21 protein-coding genes are annotated in these 19364 nt (G+C 72.2%); 12 read left to right on the forward strand and 9 right to left on the reverse strand.

Features of this window, described 5'->3' with window-relative positions:
• Positions 1-79: 79 nt before the first annotated feature.
• Entirely contained in the window at positions 80-532 is a 453-nt protein-coding gene (locus ACFUJ1_RS11995; RefSeq protein WP_378645004.1) for a MaoC family dehydratase, read from the forward strand.
• Here ACFUJ1_RS11995 and ACFUJ1_RS12000 read toward each other — a convergent pair.
• Together ACFUJ1_RS12000 and ACFUJ1_RS12005 are read right to left on the reverse strand one after the other, a co-directional pair.
• Positions 520-1605, reverse strand: coding sequence for an adenylate/guanylate cyclase domain-containing protein (locus tag ACFUJ1_RS12000; protein WP_378645006.1), 1086 nt, complete (start codon positions 1603-1605; stop codon positions 520-522). The two genes, ACFUJ1_RS11995 and ACFUJ1_RS12000, sit on opposite strands and share 13 nt — an antisense overlap.
• Before the next feature lie 19 nt (positions 1606-1624).
• Complete coding sequence (locus ACFUJ1_RS12005) at positions 1625-2443, reverse strand: radical SAM protein (protein ID WP_378645008.1); 819 nt, start codon at positions 2441-2443, stop codon at positions 1625-1627.
• A gap of 194 nt (positions 2444-2637) precedes the next feature.
• Here ACFUJ1_RS12005 and ACFUJ1_RS12010 point away from each other — a divergent pair, with 194 nt between their 5' ends.
• Positions 2638-3894, forward strand: a complete 1257-nt coding sequence (locus tag ACFUJ1_RS12010) for an amidohydrolase family protein (protein WP_378645010.1) — start codon at positions 2638-2640, stop codon at positions 3892-3894.
• 4 nt (positions 3895-3898) lie between these two features.
• The gene (locus ACFUJ1_RS12015) at positions 3899-4201 is read left to right on the forward strand and encodes a hypothetical protein (RefSeq protein ID WP_378645011.1); all 303 of its coding nucleotides are present in this window, start codon (positions 3899-3901) and stop codon (positions 4199-4201) included.
• Between the two features lie 93 nt (positions 4202-4294).
• Here the strand turns inward: ACFUJ1_RS12015 and ACFUJ1_RS12020 are convergent, their stop codons facing one another.
• Genes ACFUJ1_RS12020 through ACFUJ1_RS12035 form a run of 4 tightly spaced genes read right to left on the reverse strand, consistent with a single transcriptional unit; the run spans position 4295 to position 9321 of the window.
• Positions 4295-5458 carry a thiolase family protein gene (locus tag ACFUJ1_RS12020; protein ID WP_378645012.1) on the reverse strand — a complete coding sequence of 388 codons (1164 nt, stop codon included), beginning with the start codon at positions 5456-5458 and terminating at the stop codon, positions 4295-4297.
• Positions 5455-6630, reverse strand: a complete 1176-nt coding sequence (locus tag ACFUJ1_RS12025; RefSeq protein WP_378645013.1) for an OB-fold domain-containing protein — start codon at positions 6628-6630, stop codon at positions 5455-5457. Before ACFUJ1_RS12025 ends, ACFUJ1_RS12020 begins: the two co-directional genes overlap by 4 nt.
• 19 nt (positions 6631-6649) lie before the next feature.
• Positions 6650-7858 carry a CaiB/BaiF CoA transferase family protein gene (locus ACFUJ1_RS12030; RefSeq protein WP_378645014.1) on the reverse strand — a complete coding sequence of 403 codons (1209 nt, stop codon included), beginning with the start codon at positions 7856-7858 and terminating at the stop codon, positions 6650-6652.
• Positions 7855-9321, reverse strand: coding sequence for an aldehyde dehydrogenase family protein (locus ACFUJ1_RS12035; RefSeq protein ID WP_378645015.1), 1467 nt, complete (start codon positions 9319-9321; stop codon positions 7855-7857). Before ACFUJ1_RS12035 ends, ACFUJ1_RS12030 begins: the two co-directional genes overlap by 4 nt.
• 187 nt (positions 9322-9508) lie before the next feature.
• Here ACFUJ1_RS12035 and ACFUJ1_RS12040 point away from each other — a divergent pair, with 187 nt between their 5' ends.
• From ACFUJ1_RS12040 to ACFUJ1_RS12080, 9 genes are all read left to right on the forward strand, one after another.
• Positions 9509-10216: an SDR family NAD(P)-dependent oxidoreductase gene (locus ACFUJ1_RS12040; RefSeq protein WP_378612083.1), complete on the forward strand. Its 708-nt coding sequence runs from the start codon at positions 9509-9511 to the stop codon at positions 10214-10216.
• Positions 10217-10241: 25 nt separating this feature from the next.
• Positions 10242-11102 (forward strand): mycofactocin-coupled SDR family oxidoreductase, encoded by an 861-nt coding sequence (locus ACFUJ1_RS12045; protein ID WP_378645016.1) that lies wholly within the window; start codon positions 10242-10244, stop codon positions 11100-11102.
• 14 nt (positions 11103-11116) lie between these two features.
• A complete protein-coding gene (locus ACFUJ1_RS12050; RefSeq protein ID WP_378645017.1) occupies positions 11117-11311 on the forward strand; it encodes a ferredoxin in 195 nt (64 codons plus the stop codon).
• Positions 11312-11321: 10 nt separating this feature from the next.
• A complete protein-coding gene (locus ACFUJ1_RS12055) occupies positions 11322-12674 on the forward strand; it encodes a cytochrome P450 (protein WP_378645018.1) in 1353 nt (450 codons plus the stop codon).
• A gap of 81 nt (positions 12675-12755) precedes the next feature.
• Positions 12756-14435: an OB-fold domain-containing protein gene (locus ACFUJ1_RS12060; protein WP_378645020.1), complete on the forward strand. Its 1680-nt coding sequence runs from the start codon at positions 12756-12758 to the stop codon at positions 14433-14435.
• Positions 14432-15367, forward strand: a complete 936-nt coding sequence (locus tag ACFUJ1_RS12065; RefSeq protein ID WP_378645022.1) for an alpha/beta fold hydrolase — start codon at positions 14432-14434, stop codon at positions 15365-15367. The genes ACFUJ1_RS12060 and ACFUJ1_RS12065 overlap by 4 nt, the downstream gene beginning before the upstream one ends.
• A gap of 5 nt (positions 15368-15372) precedes the next feature.
• Positions 15373-15879: a DoxX family protein gene (locus ACFUJ1_RS12070; RefSeq protein ID WP_378645023.1), complete on the forward strand. Its 507-nt coding sequence runs from the start codon at positions 15373-15375 to the stop codon at positions 15877-15879.
• Positions 15879-16697 (forward strand): NAD(P)-dependent oxidoreductase, encoded by an 819-nt coding sequence (locus ACFUJ1_RS12075; protein ID WP_378645025.1) that lies wholly within the window; start codon positions 15879-15881, stop codon positions 16695-16697. Before ACFUJ1_RS12070 ends, ACFUJ1_RS12075 begins: the two co-directional genes overlap by 1 nt.
• A 2-nt stretch (positions 16698-16699) precedes the next feature.
• On the forward strand, positions 16700-17473 hold the full coding sequence (locus tag ACFUJ1_RS12080) for an NAD(P)-dependent oxidoreductase (protein WP_378645026.1): 774 nt from the start codon (positions 16700-16702) through the stop codon (positions 17471-17473).
• 1 nt (position 17474) lies between these two features.
• Here ACFUJ1_RS12080 and ACFUJ1_RS12085 read toward each other — a convergent pair whose 3' ends face one another.
• From ACFUJ1_RS12085 to ACFUJ1_RS12095, 3 genes are read right to left on the reverse strand one after another with little or no spacing between them, the layout of a single operon-like run.
• Entirely contained in the window at positions 17475-17753 is a 279-nt protein-coding gene (locus ACFUJ1_RS12085; RefSeq protein WP_378645028.1) for a hypothetical protein, read from the reverse strand.
• A gap of 13 nt (positions 17754-17766) precedes the next feature.
• On the reverse strand, positions 17767-17955 hold the full coding sequence (locus ACFUJ1_RS12090) for a ferredoxin (protein ID WP_378645029.1): 189 nt from the start codon (positions 17953-17955) through the stop codon (positions 17767-17769).
• The gene (locus ACFUJ1_RS12095; RefSeq protein ID WP_378645031.1) at positions 17952-19247 is read right to left on the reverse strand and encodes a cytochrome P450; all 1296 of its coding nucleotides are present in this window, start codon (positions 19245-19247) and stop codon (positions 17952-17954) included. The genes ACFUJ1_RS12090 and ACFUJ1_RS12095 overlap by 4 nt, the downstream gene beginning before the upstream one ends.
• Positions 19248-19364: the final 117 nt, after the last annotated feature.

A 19364-nucleotide genomic window follows, 5' to 3' on the forward strand; every position in this document is an offset into this window, starting at 1 on the left:
CGGAGATGTGTATAAGAGACAGGCGCACGGCCACGCGCCGGGCACCGTGCTCGCGCCACGACCTGGAAGGCTTCTCCCCATGATCGAATTTCCCGACTTCGACGCGCTCCGCGCCGCCGTGGGCACCGAGCTCGGCGGCAGCGACTGGATCGAGATCGACCAGGCGCGGATCGACCGGTTCGCCGAGGCGACCGGGGATCACCAGTGGATCCACGTGGACGCCGAGCGGGCCGCCGCCGGGCCCTACGGGCGCACCATCGCGCACGGGTTCCTCACGCTCGCGCTGCTCGCGCCGATCGCGCAGCAGGTGATGGCGGTGCGGTCGGCGCGGATGGCGATCAACTACGGGCTGGACAAGGTGCGGTTCATCGACCCGGTGCCGGTGGGGAGCAGGGTGCGCGGGACGGTCGCGCTCACCGCGGTCACCGAGGTGTCCGGTGGGGTGCAGGCGTCGCGGACCGTCACCATTGCCGCCGAAGGGGCCGCCAAGCCCGCGTGCGTGGCCCAGCACCTGGTGCGCTACCTGAGCTGATCGGCTCGCTGCAGGCGCACCGGCGTGAGCAAGCCGATGCCGCGGATGTCGGCGGGATCGCGTGCAACGAGGCGGAACTCGGCGGTGCCCGCGAGTGCTTCGGCCAGGGCCGGGTCGATGAGCACCGTATCGGGCTCGGCGAGCGCGGTGAGGCGGCTGGCCAGGTTCACCGTGGTGCCGAAGACGTCGCCGAGCTGGTGGATGACCGGGCCCCAGGCGGCGCCGACGCGCAGCCCCGGAATATCCGGGTCGGCGGCGAAGGCGTGGATCAGCCCGGTGCCGATCTCCGCCAGCGCGGCGGGAGTGTCTGCGGTGAACAGGATCTCGTCGCCGAGCAGCTTGACGACGCTGCCGCCCGCCGCGGCGACCACGTCGATCGAGCGGTGCTCGAACCGCGCCACCACCCGGACCAGATCACCCGCCCGGCGATCGCGGCTGAGCTCGGTGAAGCCGACGACGTCGGCGAAGCCGACCCCGCTGTCCCTGCCCGCCGGCGGGTCGGCCGCCGGGTCGAGCACGTGCAGGGCGTCCTCGAGCCGCCGCCGCCAGAGCTGGCCGAGCAGCCACTGCACCTCCGGCATCCGCTCGGCCAGCGCGGAGACGGTGTCGACGGTCTGCGGGGCGCGCTGCATCTGCCCGGCCACGATGTCGACCTGCAACCGGGCCAGCTGCGCGATGGCCCTGGCCAGGACGCCGGTCAGGTGCAGCGCCTCGGCCTCGTCGACCATCCCCTCGTCGACGTAGCCGGTGAGCAGCCGCAGCAGGCGGACGTCCGACGGCGCGAAGTCGGGGGTGCTGTCGTCCACCGCCGGGTAGCCGAGGGCGCGCAGGAACCTGCGGGCTCTGGCGGGCGGGATGCCGGCGACCTCCGCCGCGCGGTCGGCGGTGTACCGGCGGGGTTCGCCGAACGCCACCGGCCCCGCGGCCTCCCGCCCCGTGCCGCGCGCGACGGCGTCCGCGACCGCCTGCACGGCGTCGAACTCGGCATCCGCCACACCGGATCGCGGTCGCGCCGGCGTCGTGACGTCGGCGGGCGCGGTGGGGCCGGTGCCCGGTTCGGGCGGATCACTCACTCCCCCCAACCCCCGACCGTCAGGCGGGGCGGGCGACGGCGGGCGCGGCCGGGCAGACGGCGGGGGCGAGTTCGCGCGCCACCGCGGCGAAACCGTCGCGGACGTTCCCGTGCGGGCGCACCCCGCGCGCGACGGGGCAGGCGAAGACGTCGCCGACGGCGTCGACCAGGCAGATGTCGCGGCCCGCGCCGCACTCCTCGGCGAGATCGCCGGTGGGGTGCACGCCGAACCGCACCCGCTCGCGGTGCTCGGCGGCCCAGGCGGCGACGGCCCTGCGCTGCGCGGCGTCCGGCGCGGCCTCGGGCGGCCGGTCGCCGGTGAGGCGCAGCCCGGCGCCGAAGATCCCGGCGACGGCGAGCAGCGCGTCCAGCCGCTCGGCGCTGTGCCGGGTGAGCGGCACCGCGACCTCGAACTCGTAGACCCCGGCGGAGGCGAGCAGCTCCATGGCGCGCACGCTCGCCCGGTAGGCGCCCGGTCCGCGCACGGCGTCGTCGGCCGCCTCGGTCGGCGCGGCCAGCGCGACCCGCGCGGTGCGCCGGTGGTCGCCTGCGAGCTGCCTGGCCAGCGCGGGGGTGACCCCGGTGCCGTCGGTGTGGAAGGCGAAGCCGAGCCCGATGGCGCTCGCGTGCGCGGCGAGATCGGGGAAGTCGGCGCGGCCGGTCGGCTCGCCGCCGGACACCTCGACGGTGACCACGCCGAGCCGCGCGAATTCGTCGAGCAGGGCCAGGCTTTCGGCGGTGTCGAGCACGCGCGGCGCGCCCGGAGCGGGCAGCCGGTACGGCCCGGAGCGGGGGTAGCGCGGCGCGAGCTCCCAGACGACGGTCGCCGGTGCGGTCATGCCGACCTCCTCATGAGAATTACATTCTCCACACAGGATAATCCTGCTTCCGCAGCAGAACAAGGGCTGCGCGGCGCTACGGACCATCGACCCGGCGTTTCCCCTGCGGTATCCTCGAGCCAGGTGTGAGAGTGCCGTTCTCTTGATCGAAGATCGACCATCTCGGCACAGTCCACGACAGAGCGAGGAGTCCCGTGAACACCGACGACCTGATTCTGGTGAGCATCGACGACCATGTGGTCGAGCCGCTCGACATGTTCGACAACCACGTGCCGCGGAAGTTCGCGGAGTACGTGCCCAAGGTCGTCCCCAACGACAAGGGCATCGACCAGTGGATCTACCGCGACCGCCCGACCGGCGTCGCGGGGCTGAACGCCGTGGTCACCTGGCCCGCCGAGGAGTGGGGCCGGGACCCGGCGGGCTACGCCGAGATGCGCCCCGCCGTCTGGGACGTGCACGCCAGGGTGCGCGACATGGACGTCAACGGCGTCCTCGCCTCCATGTGCTTCCCGACCTTCACCGGGTTCAGCGCGGGCCACCTGAGCCGCGGCGGCCAGGACGAGATCACCGTCGCCATGATCGAGGCCTACAACAACTGGCACATCGAGGACTGGGCGGGCGCCTACCCGGGCCGCTTCATCCCGATCGGCATCCTGCCCATGTGGGATCCGCAGCTCGCGGTGGCCGAGATCGAGCGGCTGGCGAGCCGCGGCTGCCACTCGGTGACCATGCCCGAGCTGCCGCACATCGACGGCCTGCCCAGCTACCACGACGGCGACTACTGGGCGCCGGTCTTCAACGCGCTGCAGGACAACGACACCGTGATGAACCTGCACATCGGGCAGGGCTTCGGCGTGCTGCGGCTGGCGCCGGACGCGCCGATCGACAACCTCATGGTGCTGGCGCCGAGCATCTCGCTGATCGCCGCGCAGGACCTGCTGTGGGGTCCCGCCTTCCGGAAGTTCCCGAAGCTCAAGGTGGCGCTCTCCGAGGGCGGCGTCGGCTGGATCCCGTTCTTCCTCGACCGCTCCGACCGGCACTACACCAACCAGCGCTGGCTGCGCCGCGACTTCGGCGGCAAGATGCCGAGCGAGGTCTTCCGGGAGCACGTGCTCGCCTGCTACGTCACCGACCGGACCGCGCTGAAGTCCAGGCACGACATCGGGATCGACAACATCGCCTGGGAGTGCGACTACCCGCACTCGGACTCGATCTGGCCGAACGCGCCCGAGTTCGTGCTGGAGGAGCTGGAGGCGGCGGGGGCCTCGGACGCCGATATCCACAAGATCACCTGGGAGAACGCCTGCAGGCACTTCAACTGGGATCCCTTCCAGCACATCTCGCGCGCGGACGGCTCGGTCGGCGCACTCCGCGCCACCGCCACCGACGTGGACATCTCGACCACCTCGCGCGCCGCGTACGCCGCCGCCTACGCCGCCAAGGCCGGGTGACGCGGTGCCCGCTCGGCTGATGGTGTTCGCGACCCCGAAGGAGGGGCGTGACGAGGAGTACAACCGCTGGTACACCGAGGTGCATATCCCGGAGATGCTCGCCATTCCCGGCGTTGTCGCCGCCGAACGGCACCGGCTCGTGCGCGGTGGTCCGGACGAGGGGCGCTACCTCTCGGTCTTCACGCTGGAGGGTGATCCGACCGCCGTGCTGGCCGAGCTCGGGGCGCGCGCCAAGGATGGGCGGATGGCGGTGACGGATGCCGGTGATCCCGCGCGGACGCGGCTCACCGTCTGGGAGGAACTCTGATCGATCGGGACGAGCCCGGCACCTTTCGGTGCCGGGCTCGTCCCGTGTAGGGGGAGATTTTCGCCGTGCGGCGGCTGCCCGGTGGGCGCCGGGTCAGGACCGCCCCGGGCCCTCGAGGATCGTGACCGCGGCTACCGCGGTGGGGCCGCCGAGGTTGTGCGCCAGACCGATTCGGGCGCCGTCGACCTGGTTGACCGCGGTGCCGCGCAACTGCTCGAAGAGCTCGACGCACTGGGCGACGCCGGTGGCGCCCGGCGGGTGGCCCTTGCACTTGAGCCCCCCGCTGGGGTTGACCGGGAGCGCGCCGCCGACCGAGGTGACCCCGGCCTCGAGCAGCTTGTACCCCTCGTGCCGCTCGGCGAAGCCGAGGTCCTCGTAGCTCATGAGCTCGATGCCGGTGAAGTAGTCGTGCACCTCGGCGACGTCGATGTCGGACGGCCCGAGCCCGGCCATGTCGAAGGCGCGGCGCGCGGCGCGGACGGTGGCCTGGAAGGTGGTGAGGTCGGCGCGGTGCTGGTGCATGACGGTGTCCAGCCCGAGCCCGACGCCGCGCACCCAGACGGGGGCGTCGGTGTAGCGGTCGACCACGTCCTCGGCGGCGAGGATGAGCGCGGCGGCGCCGTCGCTCTGCGGCACGCAGTCGTAGACGCCGAACGGCTCGGCGACGATCGGCGCCGCCAGCGCCTGCTCCATGCTGATCTCGAAGCGCAGCCGCGCCTTCGGGTTCGTCGCGCCGTGCCGGTGGTTCTTCACCGCGACCATGGCGAGGTGCTCGCGGGTGGCCGGCGATTCGTACAGGTACCGGTTGACGTGCAGCGCGAACCCGGCGGGGGCGAAGAGCCCGAGCTGGTAGTCCCAGGAGCGGTGCCGCGTCATCGACTCCCACTCGCGCAGCATGTCCTTCTCCGCGGTCTCGCGCAGCTTGTCCGCGCCGATCACGAGGGCGACGTCCACCGCGCCGGAGGCGATGGCGTAGAGCGCGTTGCGCACCGCGTCGTTGCCGGTGGCGCAGGAGTTCTCGACGTGCGTCACCGGCAGGTCGGGCACGCCGAGCGAGTCGGCGAGCACGCCTGCGGGGAAGCCGTCGGTGGTGCGCAGCGCGCCGAACCAGGCGGCCTCGATATCGGTGAGCCGCACGCCCTTGTCCACCGATGCGGCGCATTCGGCGAAGGCCATGGGCAGCAGATCCTGGATGCCGAGCGCGTAGTGCTCGGCGAACGGCGTCATCCCGGCGCCGACGACCGCGACCCTTCTCATGAGTTCTCCGTTTCGGGTTCGAAGGCGTACCCGTAGTCCGGCACGCCGGAGCGCTCCGCGACCCGGCGCAGCACCATCCGCCCGCGCACCCCGATGGCGGCGGTGCCCGCGTCGGCGCCGGTGACCTTGGCGAGCGCGCGCACCCCCACCCCGTCGAGTTCGACGATGACCAGCGAGTACGGGCTCTTGAGCCCGGGCACCGGCATCCGGACGGTGGTCTCCGCGTACACGGCTCCGGTGCGCGGCAGCGGGACGAGGGTGTAGTCGGTGGCGAGCGTGCCGTCGGCGCCGAGCCGGTAGCGCGGCGGGAAGTCCAGCTCGTCGCTGCCCGGGTGGCTGCCCGCCTCCCAGCGCACCTTGGCCTCGAAGGCCCGGTCGTAGGCGGCGAGCGAGATCGGCAGGTCGGCGCCGGGTTCGAAGGTGCCGTCCGAGGGCGGCCGCGCGGGCGGCTCCACCCGGTGCAGCGCGACCGGGCCTGGCACGACGGTCACCCCGGAGAGGCTGGCCTGCTCGACGCCGACCAGCAGCCCGGCCGCGTCCCACTCGACCATGGTGGCGAGCGCGAAGAGCGCGGCGGAGGCGCCGAGCGTCGGCACCTGCGGCGGCGGGGTCTGGCAGAGCGCGGTGGCCTGCTTGTGGTCCACCCCGGCCACCGCGACCGGGGTGTCCAGCCAGGCCGCGGAGAGCGAGGCGGCGAGGCCGCGTTCGCGCAGCAGCCGGGGATCGCCGTAGTCGTGCACGCCCGCGTCGTTGCGGGTGCGCACCGGCAGGCTGCGGGAGACCCGCGCCGTGGTGCGCACCTGCGCGCCGTCCCGATCGGAGAGCCAGGCCGCCGCCGCGCCCGCGGGTTCCAGGTCGACCCCGATGACGAGGGTGCGCGGGCGGGCCGAGCTCAGCGCGTCCAGCGTGGCGGGGGCGCCGCCGAGCCGCTCGATCACCTCGAGTTCGGGGTCCAGCCCGAGCCCGGCCAGCAGCACCGCCGCGTTGCTGCTGCCGACCAGCGGCAGCTCGCGGCTGACCAGGACCACCCGCTCGACCGGTTCGCCGCCCGCCAGCGCGGCGCGCCCGGCCTCGACGGCGAGGGTCACGGCGTCCTCGTCGTCGCCGGCGACCCGGTCGTGGCGATCCCCCCAGCACGGCAGGTACGTCCCCATCGACGCGACGTGCGGCATGATCAGCTCCTCTCGGGCGTCAGGAGACCGCGCCCGCGGTCTTCAGCGCGATGATGCGGTCCCAGTCGAAGCCGAGCTCGAGCAGGACCTCCTCGGTCTGGGCCGCGAACTCCGGGCCGGGCCGCAGCTCCGGCGCGGCCACGTCGAACTGCACCGGGCTGGAGACCAGCTGCAGCTCGCCCGCGGGCAGCACGTACTCGTTCGCGCGGATCTGCCCGTCGGAGAGCAGCTGCTGCGAATCCTGCACCGGCGCCCACGGCCCGGCGAGGGTGGCGAAGCGCTCGGTCCACTCGGCCAGCGTGCGCGCGCCGATCGCCTCGCGCAGGATGGCCACGCCCGCCGCGGTGTTCTCCGCGATGGCCGCGGCGTCCGCGAAGCGCGGGTCGTCGGCCAGCTCCGGGCGGTCGATGTGCCGGACCACGTCGGCCCAGAACTTGCCGGGCTGCAGCATGACGAAGGAGAGGAACCTGCCGTCCGAGGTGGCGTAGAGCCCGGAGAGCGGGTTCGTCGGCGCGCCGTGCGTTCCCGGCTTCGGCGCCACCATCGGCTGCTTGCCGTGCGCGGAGAGCGCGATGGTGTGGCCGAGCGCCCAGAGCCCGCTGCCGAGCAGCGAGACGTCGACCACCGAGGTCTCGCCGGTGCGCTCCCGCTTGAGCAGCGCGGCCGCGATCCCGCCCGCCAGGTTGGTGCCGGAGATGGTGTCGCCGAAGGCGGGGCCGGGCGGCTGGATCATGCCGTCGGTGCCGGGCGGGGTGATGGTGGCGGCGACGCCGCCGCGGCACCAGAAGGCGGTCATGTCGTACCCGCCGCGCACCGACTCGGTGCCGCGCGGGCCGAGCGCGCTGCCCCTGGCGTAGACGATCGACGGATTCACCGCGCGGATGTCGTCCACGTCGATGCCGAACTTGCTGCGCGCCGAGGGCAGGAAGCTGGTCAGGAAGACGTCGGCGCCCTTGGCCAGCTCCAGGATCACCTCGCGCCCCTCGGCCACCGACATGTCGATCCCGACGCTGCGCTTGCCGCGGTTGGCGTGCTCGACGTTGGGATTCGGGTCGCCCTCGACGGTGAAGGCGCCGACCCGGCGCAGCCCGCGCTGCGGGTCGCCCGACACCGCGTGCTCCACCTTGACCACGTCGGCGCCCCAGTCGGAGAGCACCGCGCCCGCCGAGGGGACGAAGCCGTACATGGCGACCTCGAGCACCTTGATGCCCGCGAGCGGCCCGCTCACGGGAGCACCTCGGCAAGGGTCTTGAGCTGCAGGAACTCCTCCAGCCCCACCCGGCCCATCTCGCGGCCGATGCCGGACTGCTTGTACCCGCCGAACGGCGCGTCCGGGGCGAAGTAGTTGCCGCCGTTGATGCTGAAGGTGCCGGTGCGGACCCGCCGCGCGATCGCCTTGGCGCGCTCGGAGTCGGCGCTGAACACGCCGCCGGAGAGGCCGTAGATGGAGTTGTTGGCGATCCGGACGGCGTCGTCGTCATCGTCGTACGGGATGAGCGCGAGGACCGGGCCGAACACCTCCTCCTGCGCGATCTCGCTGTCCGGGTCGACGTTCGCCAGCAGCGTCGGCGCGTAGAAGAAGCCGGGATCCAGCTTCTTGCCGCCGGTCACCAGGGTGGCCCCTGCCTCGACCGCGCGCTGGACCAGCCCGTCCACCTTCTCCCGCTGCTGCTCGCTGATCAGCGGGCCCATGTAGGTGGCCGGGTCGTTCGGGTCGCCGTGCTTGACGTGCGCGAAGTTCGCCGCCACCAGCTGCGCGACCTGGTCGTGGTCCTTGCGCGGCACCAGCAGCCTGGTGGTGAGCGCGCAGCCCTGGCCCGCGTGCGTGACGATGCTGAACGCCGCGAACACGGCGGCCTTCGTGTAGTCGGCGTCGTCCAGCACGATCGCGGCGGACTTGCCGCCGAGCTCCAGGAACACCTTCTTGAGCGTGCCGCTGGCCGCGGCCATGATCTGCCGCCCGACCGGGGTGGAGCCGGTGAAGGTGACCACGTCCACGTCCGGGTGCGTGGTCATCCGCTTGCCGACCTCGACGTCGGAGGAGGCGAGGACGTTCACCACGCCCGCCGGGATGTCGGTGTGGTTCGCGATGATCTCGCCGATCGCGAGGGTGGCCAGCGGGGTGTCCGGGGCGCCCTTGAGCACCACGGTGCAGCCCGCGGCCAGCGACGGCGCCAGCTTGGCGAAGGCCAGCTGGTGCGGGTAGTTGTAGGCCGCGATGGCCGCGACGACGCCCGCCGCCTCCTTCTCCACCCAGCGGTGGTGCTGCTGGCCGCGGATCTCGACATTGCCGAGATCCTCGGTGAAGTCGTAGGTCTTCAGCAGGTCCGCGTAGTAGCGGACGATCTCGATCGGCGCCTCCAGCTGGTTCGCGTGCGTGAGCGCCTTGGTCGCGCCCACCTCGGCGATGGTCAGCGCGCGCAGCTCCTCGAGGTTCGCGCGCAGCGCCGTGTGCAGTTGATCGAGGCAGTGCGCCCGGAACTCCGCGTTGGTCGCCCAATCGGTCTCGTCGAAGGCGCGCCGCGCGGCGGCGACCGCCGCGTCCACCTCGGCCACGCCGGCCTCGGGGGCGTACCCGTAGATCTCGCCGGTGGCCGGGTCGAGCGAGGCGAGCGTCCGCCCGGTCTCGACCAGCTGCCCGTCGATCAGCAGTCGGCGCGCCACTGCGACCGCCTGTTCCTGCGTTGACATCCCGTCTCCTCGCTACTGGAAAGCACATTCTCTCTTGGCGAGAATGATACATTCAGCACAGCGGGCCGTGGCAACTATCGCCGATCGGGATTGCTCGCCCGCCTTGCGAAAACGGACAGCGCGAGAGTACCGTTCTCACATCCGAAAAGGAGATTCTTGTGTCGAAGACTACACCCGGGGGTCGCGCGTGAGGACCGCTGTGGTCACCGGAGGCGCATCCGGCATCGGCCTCGGTATCGCGGAGCGGCTGCGGAGCGACGGCTACCGCGTCGCCACCCTCGATCTGGCCCCCGCCGAGGACGACAAGCTCGGCTTCAAGGCCGACGTCACGAAGCCGGAGGAGATCGCAGCCGCGCTGGAGACGATCCGCGCCGAGCTGGGGCCGGTCACCGTGCTGGTGAACTCGGCCGGGCTCGAGGGCTTCGAGAAGTTCAAGAACCTCACGTTCGAGGCATGGAAGCGCGTCGTCGACGTGAACCTGCACGGCGTCTTCCACTGCGTGCAGGCCGTGCTGCCGGACATGCTCGAGCAGCGCTGGGGGCGGATCGTCAACATCTCCTCCTCCAGCACGCACTCGGGCCAGCCGTTCATGACGCACTACGTGGCGGCCAAGTCGGCGGTCAACGGGCTCACCAAGGCGCTGGCGCTGGAGCTCGGCCCCAACGGCATCACCGTGAACGCGGTGCCGCCCGGCTTCATCGACACCCCGATGCTGCGCAAGAACGAGGACGGCGGGCGCCTCGGCGGCACCGTCGAGGACCACATCAAGCGAACCCCGGTGCGCCGCATCGGGACCCCGGCGGACATCGCCGCGGCCTGCGCCTTCCTGATCTCGGAGGAGGCCGGCTACATCACCGGCCAGATCCTCGGGGTCAACGGCGGCCGGAACACCTGAGCAAGATCGAACGAGAGGAATTCCCGTGGGACGTGTAGAGGGCAAGGTCGCCTTCGTCACCGGTGCGGCCCGCGGCCAGGGCCGCAGCCACGCCGTCCGGCTGGCGGAGGAGGGCGCCGACATCGTCGCCATCGACATCTGCCACGACATCGACACCATCGGCTACCCGATGGCCACCCGCGAGGACCTGGACGAGACCGCGCGGCTGGTCGAGAAGACCGGCCGCCGGATCATCGCCGAGCAGGCCGACGTGCGCGACGCGCCGCGGCTGCGCGAGGTGGTCGCCACCGCCATCGCCGAGTTCGGCAGGCTGGACATCGTGGTTGCCCAGGCCGGGATCGCCGGGATGAAGGGCCAGCCGCAGTGGCAGGCCTGGTCGGACGTGATCGACACCAACCTGATCGGCGTCATCAACACCATCCAGGCGTCGCTGCCGCACCTGAAGGCGGGCGCCTCGATCATCGCCACCGGCTCGGTGGCGGCGCTGATGGACATCGGCAAGGTGGACCAGCCGGGCAAGGACCCGGGCGGTATCGCCTACGTGGTGGCCAAGCGCGGGCTGGCGCAGTACGTGCACCAGCTGGCGCTGCACATCTCAGTGCAGAACATCCGCGCCAACGTCATCCACCCGACCAACTGCAACACCCCCATGCTGCAGAGCGAGCCCATGTACCGCTCGTTCCGCCCCGATCTGGAGCACCCGACCCGCGCCGACGCCGAGCCAGCCTTCGGCGTCCAGCAGGCCATGCCGATCCCCTACGTGGAACCAGGGGACATCAGCGACGCCGTGCTCTTCCTTGCCTCCGAGGAGGCACGCTTCATCACCGGTACGCAGCTGCGCGTCGACGCGGGCGGCTACCTGAAGTGGTACGACTACCACATCTGAGAGGGAGAAACACCGTGAAGGTCCAGGTCGATCAGGATCGCTGCCAGGGGCACACATTGTGCGCCATGATCGCCCCGCAGTCGTTCGAGCTCAGTGATATCGACGGCCACTCCACCCCGGTGGCCGAGCAGGTCCCCGGGGATCAGACGGAGCAGGTGCGCGAGGCCGTGCACTCCTGCCCCGAGCGCGCGATCTCCGTCGCGGAATAGGAGGCGGCCCATGACCACCGGCGAGAACACGAGCCACCGGCAGCCCCGTTTCCACTTCGACCGGTTCGCACCCGAGTACCGGGAGAAGTTCCAGGACATCACCGAGGAGATGCAGGGCGAGTGCCCGCTCGCCTGGACCGACACCTACGACGGCCACTGGGTGGCCGCGGGCAACCGCGAGGTGTTCGAGCTCGCGCGCTGCCCGCACGTCTCGAACGACCACGATCCGCACGGCGTGCGCAAGGGGTACCGGGGCATCTCCATCCCGCCCGCCCCGCGCGCCCGCGGTATCCGCGGCGGCATCCTGGAGATGGACGAGCCGGAGCACCGCGAGCTGCGCTCCGCGCTCAACCCGTACCTCTCCCCCGCCGCGGTGAAGCGCTGGATCCCGTTCGTGGACGAGGTGGTGCGCGCCGCCATCGACGAGCACATCGAGAGCGGCCGCATCGATTTCGTGGACGAGCTGGCGAATGTGGTGCCCGCCGTGCTCACCCTCGGCATGCTCGGCGTCCCGCTGGCCAAGTGGACCATCTACAACGAGCCGGTGCACGCCGCCGTCTACACCCCGCCGGACTCCCCCGACTATCCGCGGGTCGCGGAGATGCACCGCGCGCTCGGCATCGACCTGCTCACCAACCTGGCCGAGATCAAGCAGAATCCGCGCCCGGGGCTGATCCACGCGGTCGCCGCCGCGCAGGTGAACGGCGAGCCGCTGCCGGACATGGAGATCCTCGGCATGCTCAGCCTGCTCATCGGCGGTGGCTTCGACACCACCACCGCGCTCACCGCGCACGCGCTGGAGTGGCTCTCGGAGAACCCGGACCAGCGGGCCGAGCTGAGCCGGGAGCGGGACGTGCTGCTCGACTCCGCCACCGAGGAGTTCCTGCGCTACTACACCCCGGCCCCCGGCGACGGCCGCACCGTCGCCGAGGACTTCGACGCGGCGGGCGCCTCCTTCAAGGAGGGCGAGCGGCTCTGGCTCTCCTGGGCCATGGCCAACCGCGACCCGGCCGTCTTCGAGGACCCGGAGCAGGTGGTGCTGGACCGCAAGGGCAACCGGCACTACAGCTTCGGGCTCGGCATCCACCGCTGCATCGGCTCGAACGTGGCGCGCACGGTCTTCAAGCGGATGCTGGTCGCGGTGCTCGACCGGATGCCGGACTTCCGGGCGATCCCGGAGGAGACGGTGCACTACGACACCATCGCGGTGATCCAGGGGATGCGGCACCTGCCCGCCACCTTCACCCCCGGCCCCCGGCTCGGCCCCGGGCTGGCGGAGACGCTGGAGAAGTTGCAGAAGGTCGTCGACGAACAGCGGCTCGCCGAGCCGGTCACCGTGCACCGCGGCGCCGCCGAGATCTGAATCCGGACCGATCGCGGGCCGCGCACGGGAATTCCGGGCGCGGCCCGCGCTTCGGCAGTTCACGAGTTGTGAGGAGGCGCCGTGGCGGACGGCACATCGGCGGAGACGCCTGCTTCGGGGCGGCCGTTGCCGCAGCTGGGGCTCGATACCGAGTTCTTCTGGAAGTCCGGCGCGGACGGGGTGCTCCGCATCCAGGAGTGCCGCTCCTGCGCCGCCCTGCTGCACCCGCCACAGCCGATCTGCCGCTACTGCCGCGGCCACGACCTCGGCGTCCGCGAGACCTCGGGGCGGGCGGTGCTGGCGAGCTGGACGGTGAACCAGCGCTTCGCGGTGCCCGGACTGACCCCGCCCTACGTGGTCGCCACGGTCGCGCTGGCGGACGACCCCCGGGTCCGGCTGACGACCAATATCGTCGACGCCGAGCCGGACGACCTCGTCCTCGGCATGCGCCTCGAGGTCACCTTCCAGCCCGACGCCGACGTCTGGCTCCCGCTCTTCCGCCCCGCCGCCGAGCAGGGCGAGCCCGCCGCGCTCCCGGTGGACGAGATCCCGCCGGAGCGCTTCGGCGAGCACGTCCGCCCCATGCTCGGGACCGACAAGTTCGAGGACCGCGTCGCGCTGACCGGCATCGGGATGTCCCGGATCGGCCGCAGGCTCATGGTGCCCGCCCTGGAACTGACGGTCGAGGCGTGCGAGCGCGCGGTGGCCGACGCCGGGCTCACCCTGGACGACATCGACGGCCTCGCCTCCTACCCCGGCGGCGGCAACCTCGGCGGCTTCGGCGAGGGCGGCGTCACCGCCCTGGAGGCCGCGCTCGGCATCCGTCCCACCTGGCACAACGGCGGCATCGAGACCTTCGGCCCCGGCGGTTCGGTGATCGCGGCGATGACCGCGGTGGCGACCGGCATGGCCAGGCACGTGCTCTGCTTCCGCACGGTCTGGGAGGCGACCTTCGCCGAACTGATGAAGGCGGGCCGGATCACCCCGTCCGGCGGCCGCACCACCAGCTGGCACATGCCCTTCGGCGCGACCTCCGCCGCGCACACCCTCGCGCAGAAGGCGCAGCGGCACTTCCACGACTACGGCACCTCGAAGGAGACGCTCGGCTGGATCGCGCTGAACCAGCGCGCCAACGCCGAGCTGAACCCGAGCGCGGTCTACCGCGAGCCGATGACCATGGACGACTACCTGAATGCCCGCCCGGTCACCACCCCGTTCGGGCTCTACGACTGCGACGTCCCGTGCGACGGCGCGGTCGCGGTGATCGTCTCCGCGGTCGAGGCCGCGCACGACCTGCCGATCACGCCGGTGCTGGTGGAGGCGGTCGGCACGCAGATCGTCGAGCGGATCGAGTGGGACCAGAGCACGCTCACCCACGAACCGCAGGTGCTCGGCCCGGCCGCGCACCTCTGGACCCGCACCGACCTGCGCCCGGCCGACGTCGACGTGGCCGAGCTCTACGACGGCTTCACCTTCAACTGCCTCTCCTGGATCGAGGCGCTCGGCTTCTGCGGCATCGGCGAGGCGGGCGACTTCCTGCAGGGCGGCAAGAACATCGCGCGCGACGGCGTGCTCCCGCTGAACACGCACGGTGGCCAGCTCTCGCACGGCCGCACGCACGGCATGGGGCTGCTGCACGAGGCGATCACGCAGCTGCGCGGCGACGGCGGCGAGCGGCAGGTCGCGGACGCCAAGGTCGCGGTGGTCTCCAGCGGCGGGCTCACCCCCGGCGGCGCGATCCTGCTGCGGACCGCGTCGTGACCCTCGCCGACCTGCGCACCGGCCCCGAACCGGTGCTCGCCGAGGTGAACGGCATCCCGGTCTCCGGGCTGCGCGCGGTGGCCGAGGCCCCGCGCGCGGTGCTGGTGGCGATGCACGGCGGCGCCACCAGCGGCCGCTACTTCGACTGCCCCGGCCACCCGGAGCTCTCGCTCTTCCGGATCGCGCACCGCCTCGGCTACACCGTGGTCGCCCCCGACCGCCCCGGCTACGGCGCCTCCGCCCCCTTCGCCGACGACCTGATCGAGCCGGAGCGCAGGCTCGACCTCATGTTCGGCGCGGTCGACGCCTTCCTCGGCGACCGGCCGCGCGGCGCGGGCACCTTCCTGCTCGCGCACTCCGCCGGGTGCGAGCAGGCGGTCCGCATGGCGGTCGACCCGCGCGCCGACGACCTGCTCGGCCTGGAGCTCTCCGGCACCGGCAGGCACCCGCACCCCGACTTCGCGCGTGTCTTCGAGGCCAGGCTGCGCGACGACCGCACGCCCGGCGTCGGCGAGCTGCTCTGGTCGCCCGCCCGGATCTACCCGCCGGACATCAGGGGCGGCGCCACCATCGGCGCGCCCGGCCCGCGGATGGAGGCGACGGCGCTGCGGACCTGGTCGAGCCAGGACTTCCCCGCGCTCGCCGCGCGGGTCCGGGTGCCGGTGCGGTTCACCGCCGCCGAGTACGAGCGGGTCTGGCGCGGCGACCCGGAGGCGCTGGCCGAGGTGGGCGCGCTGTTCACCGCGGCCCCGCGCGTGGTACTCAACCGGCAGCCCAACAGCGGGCACAACATCAGCGTGGGCCACACGGCCGCCGCCTACCACCTCGGGGTGCTCGCCTTCCTCGAGGAGTGCGTGGTAGCGGCCGTGACCGGTGAGTTCACCGGTCCCACCCCGCAATTCGACGGCGGTTCCGCGCCGTCGGGAAGGTGAAGGCAATGGTCGAGACCGATATCGCGCTGCTGCTGCTGCGCGTGGTCGTGGGCGGCACCATGATCGCGCACGGCGTGAACCACTGGATCGGCGGCGGCAAGATCGCCGGGACCGGGCGCTGGTTCGAGAGCCTCGGGCTGCGCAACGGCGTGCTGCAGGCGTGGGCCAGCGTTGTCACCGAGATCGGTGCCGGCGTGCTGCTGATCGCCGGGCTGCTCACCCCGTTCGCCGCGGCCGCCGTGGTCGGCGTGACGCTGGTGGCCGGGCTGCTCGCGCACCGGAAGAACGGCTTCTTCGTCTTCAAGGACGGGTACGAGTACGTGCTCGTGCTCGCCGCCACCGTGGTCGCGCTCGGGCTGCTCGGGCCGGGGCGGATCTCGCTCGACCACGCCTTCGACATCGAGATCACCGGCTGGGCGGGCGGCGGAATCGCGCTCGGGCTCGGGGTCGTCGCCACGCTCGGCCTGCTCGCGACCTTCTACCGGCCCACTACCTCGGAGGAGGCGCACTGATGCGCGTCGGATTCATCGGACTCGGCAGCCAGGGCGGGCCCATGGCCCGCCGGATCGCCGATGGCGGCTTCCCGACCACGCTGTGGGCGCGCCGCGCCGCTTCCCTGGAGCCGTACGCGGACACCGCCGCCCGCACCGCCGACTCCCCCGCCGCGCTCGCCGAGGTCAGCGACCTGGTGTGTCTCTGCGTGGTCGGCGACGCCGACGTCCGCGAGGTCGCGGCCGGGCAGAACGGGGTGCTGGCGGGCATGGCGCCCGGCTCGATCCTCGCCATCCACGCCACCGTGCACCCGGACACCTGCCGGGAACTCGCCGAACTCGCCGCGCCGAAGGACATCACGGTGATCGACGCCCCGGTCTCCGGCGGCGCGCCCGCGGTGGAAGCGGGGCGGCTGCTGGTCATGGTCGGCGGGCCTGCGGAGGCGGTGGAGCGGGCGCGGCCGGTCTTCGAGACCTATGCGAACCCCATCGTGCACCTGGGCGAGCTCGGCTCGGGGCAATCCGCCAAGCTGCTCAACAACCTGCTCTTCACCGCGAACCTGGCCACCGCGCACGGCGCGCTCCGGCTCGGCGCGGAACTCGGCATCGACCCAGGTCGCCTCGGCGAGGTGATCACGCACGGCACCGCGAACAGCTTCGCCCTCGGGCGGGTCGTCGCCGCGGGCGGTTCGCTGGACCAGCTGGCCGCGCACGCGGGTGACCTGCTGCTCAAGGATGTCCGGCTGGTGGCCGACCTGGCCGCGAAGGCGGGGGTCGCGACCGGGATCGAAGTCGGGGCCGCCGACGCCACGCTGGCGCTCATGGATCGGCAGCGCTGACCATGCGGGTCGGTTTCGTCGGTGCCGGGCGAATGGGCGCGCCCATGGTCGCCCGGCTGGCCGGGGCGGGCCACGAGGTGCGCGCGCTCGGCCGCTCCGCCGACGCGCGGGCCGGGGTGGCGGAGCTCGGCGCCACGCCGGTCGGCACCCTGGGGGAGGCGGCCGACGGCGCCGACGCCGTCGTGCTGTGTGTCTTCACCGACGATCAGGTGCGCGAGGTCTGCGCTGCCGAATCCTTCGGGGACGCAACGCTGATAGTGCACACCACCGGTAACCCGGAGACCGTCACCGCAGTTGCCGCCCGCGGCACCCGCGTGGTGGACGCCCCCGTGAGCGGCGGCCCGCACGACATTGCCCGCGGCTCCCTGACGGTCTTTCTCGGTGGTGCCGATGCCGATGTGGCCGTAGCGCGGGAAGTATTGCGCGCCTACGCGGATCCGATCCTGCACGTCGGCCCACTCGGCTCCGGCCAGCGGGTGAAGCTGGTGAACAACGCCCTCTTCGCCGCCCAGATCGGTCTGGTCGCGGACGCCGTCCGCCTCGGCGCCGAACTCGGCCTGCCCGAGGACGCCCTCCTCGCCGCACTCCCCCACGCCAGTGGCAACTCCCGAGCCCTCGCCGGCATCGCCGCCAAAGGCTCGGTGGCCGAATTCCGCTCCTCAGTAGGCGAATTCCTCCGCAAGGACGTCACCGTGGCCCGCGCCCTCGCCGAAACCCTCGGCGCCGACCTCGGCCTGCTCAGCGCCCCGATAGACGCCGGCGTCACCCGCCTCTGAGCTACCCGAGCGCCCTGTCGGGCCAAGCGCGATCGCCCGCCGTCGCGCGAGCGCCCTGTCGGGGCAGCGCGATCGGCCGCCGCCGCGCGAGCACCCTGTGGGGGGCAAGCGCGATCGGCCGCCGTCGCCGGGCGGCGATCGCGGCACGTGCCTGGTCGGCGCCGATAATCGACACCGGCACGCCCTGGCGCAGATCGGCCGCCACCGCGAATATCCGCTCGTGCGCCGCAGCGCCCTGGCGCCGGGTGAGATCGGCGACCTCCCACCACTGCGCCGGCACCGCCAGCCCCCGGCTACTCGACCGTGATCGCCCGCTCCGGGCAAGCCGAAACCGCCTCCTCGACGACCGACTCGAACTCCACCGGCACCGCGCCGGACACCGCCTCGGCGTACCCGCCGTCGGTCAGCGTGAAGACCTCGGGGGCGAGGCCGAGGCAGGCGCCGTGCCCGCGGCAGCGATCGTCGTCGACGGTGACCTTCACCGGTCACCGTCCGCGACATCGAGTTCCAGGTGCAGGGAGGTGAGGCCGCGCAGGATGAAGGTGGGCAGGTAGTGGTACTTGCGGGCGTCGGCGGGGCCGTGCACCGACTCGTCGACGCGCACCTCGGCGGTGCGGGCCAGCAGCCGCTCGATGGCGACGCGCGCCTCGGCGCGGGCCAGCGGGGCGCCGGGGCAGGAGTGCACGCCGCGACCGAAGGCGAGGTGCTGGCGGGCATTCGAGCGCGCGGGGTCGAAGGTGGTGGGGTCGTCGAAGCGGCGCGGGTCGCGGTTGGCGGCGCCGTTGACCACCATCAGGATGGTGCCGACCGGGACCTCGGTCTCGCCGACGGTTCCGGTCTCCTTGGCGAGCCGGAAGTCGCCCTTGACCGGGCTCTCCATCCGCAGCGATTCCTCGATGAAGTTCTGGATCCGGCTGGGATCCTCGCGCAGGTACTGCTGGATGTCCTGGCGCTCGGCGATCAGCTTCAGCGCCGAGCTGAGCAGCCGGACGGTGGTCTCCTGGCCCGCCGAGAAGAGGTTCGCCGCCACCCGGACCACGTCGATCACCTCGGGCTGCGAGCCGTCCGGGAAGGTCGCGGTCGCCATGCTGGTGAGCACGTCGTTGCGCGGGTTCTGCCTGCGCTCCTCCACGTAGCCGGAGAACTTGCCGTACAGGAATTCGATCGGGCTGTGCGACAGGTCGTCACCGGAGTTGCTGCCGACGGTGCCGCTCTGCCGGTGCGGGTCGCGCTGCAGCGCGTGCAGGAACTCCTCCTGGTCGTCCTTCGGGACGCCGAGCAGGTCCGCGATCACGTACAGCGTGAAGGGGCCCGCGAATTCGCGCATGCAGTCGCCGCCGGTCGCGAGGTAGTTGTCCAGCATCTTGTCGGCGATCGACCACATCGCCTCCTCGTTCTCCTTCAGCCGCTTCGGCGTGATGAGCCGCATGAGCAGCGCGCGGTGGGCGGTGTGCGTCGGCGGGTCGAGGGTGGGCAGCTGGTCGCTCATGGGGAGGCTGTCGCGGTGCTCGGCGATCAGCGCGGCGACGTCGTCGCCCTCCTCGATCTTCACCGGGAAGCCGGGGAACGGGCCGGTCACCGCGATGCAGGAGGAGAACCGGTCGACGTCGTTGTAGACCTCGAGCGCCTCCTCGTACCCGGTCACCATCATGACGTCGTGGTGCTTCTCGCGCTTCACCGGGCACTCGGCGCGCAACTCGTCGAAGTACGGGTACGGATCGGCCACCAGATCCTGGCCGAGGAAGAAATCCAGATCCTGGAAATTGTTGGCCACGCGACGGTCCCTTCGACACTCCGGCGGACTCCGCTGCGCGGCGACTTCGCCAGTTGACTTCCGTGATTGAGAATAAGGCTCTCACATGTGAGTATGAGATTTCCACAACGGCAGCTG

This window comes from Nocardia sp. NPDC057227, assembly GCF_042669725.1.
In the GTDB taxonomy this organism is placed as follows: domain Bacteria; phylum Actinomycetota; class Actinomycetes; order Mycobacteriales; family Mycobacteriaceae; genus Nocardia; species Nocardia asteroides_A.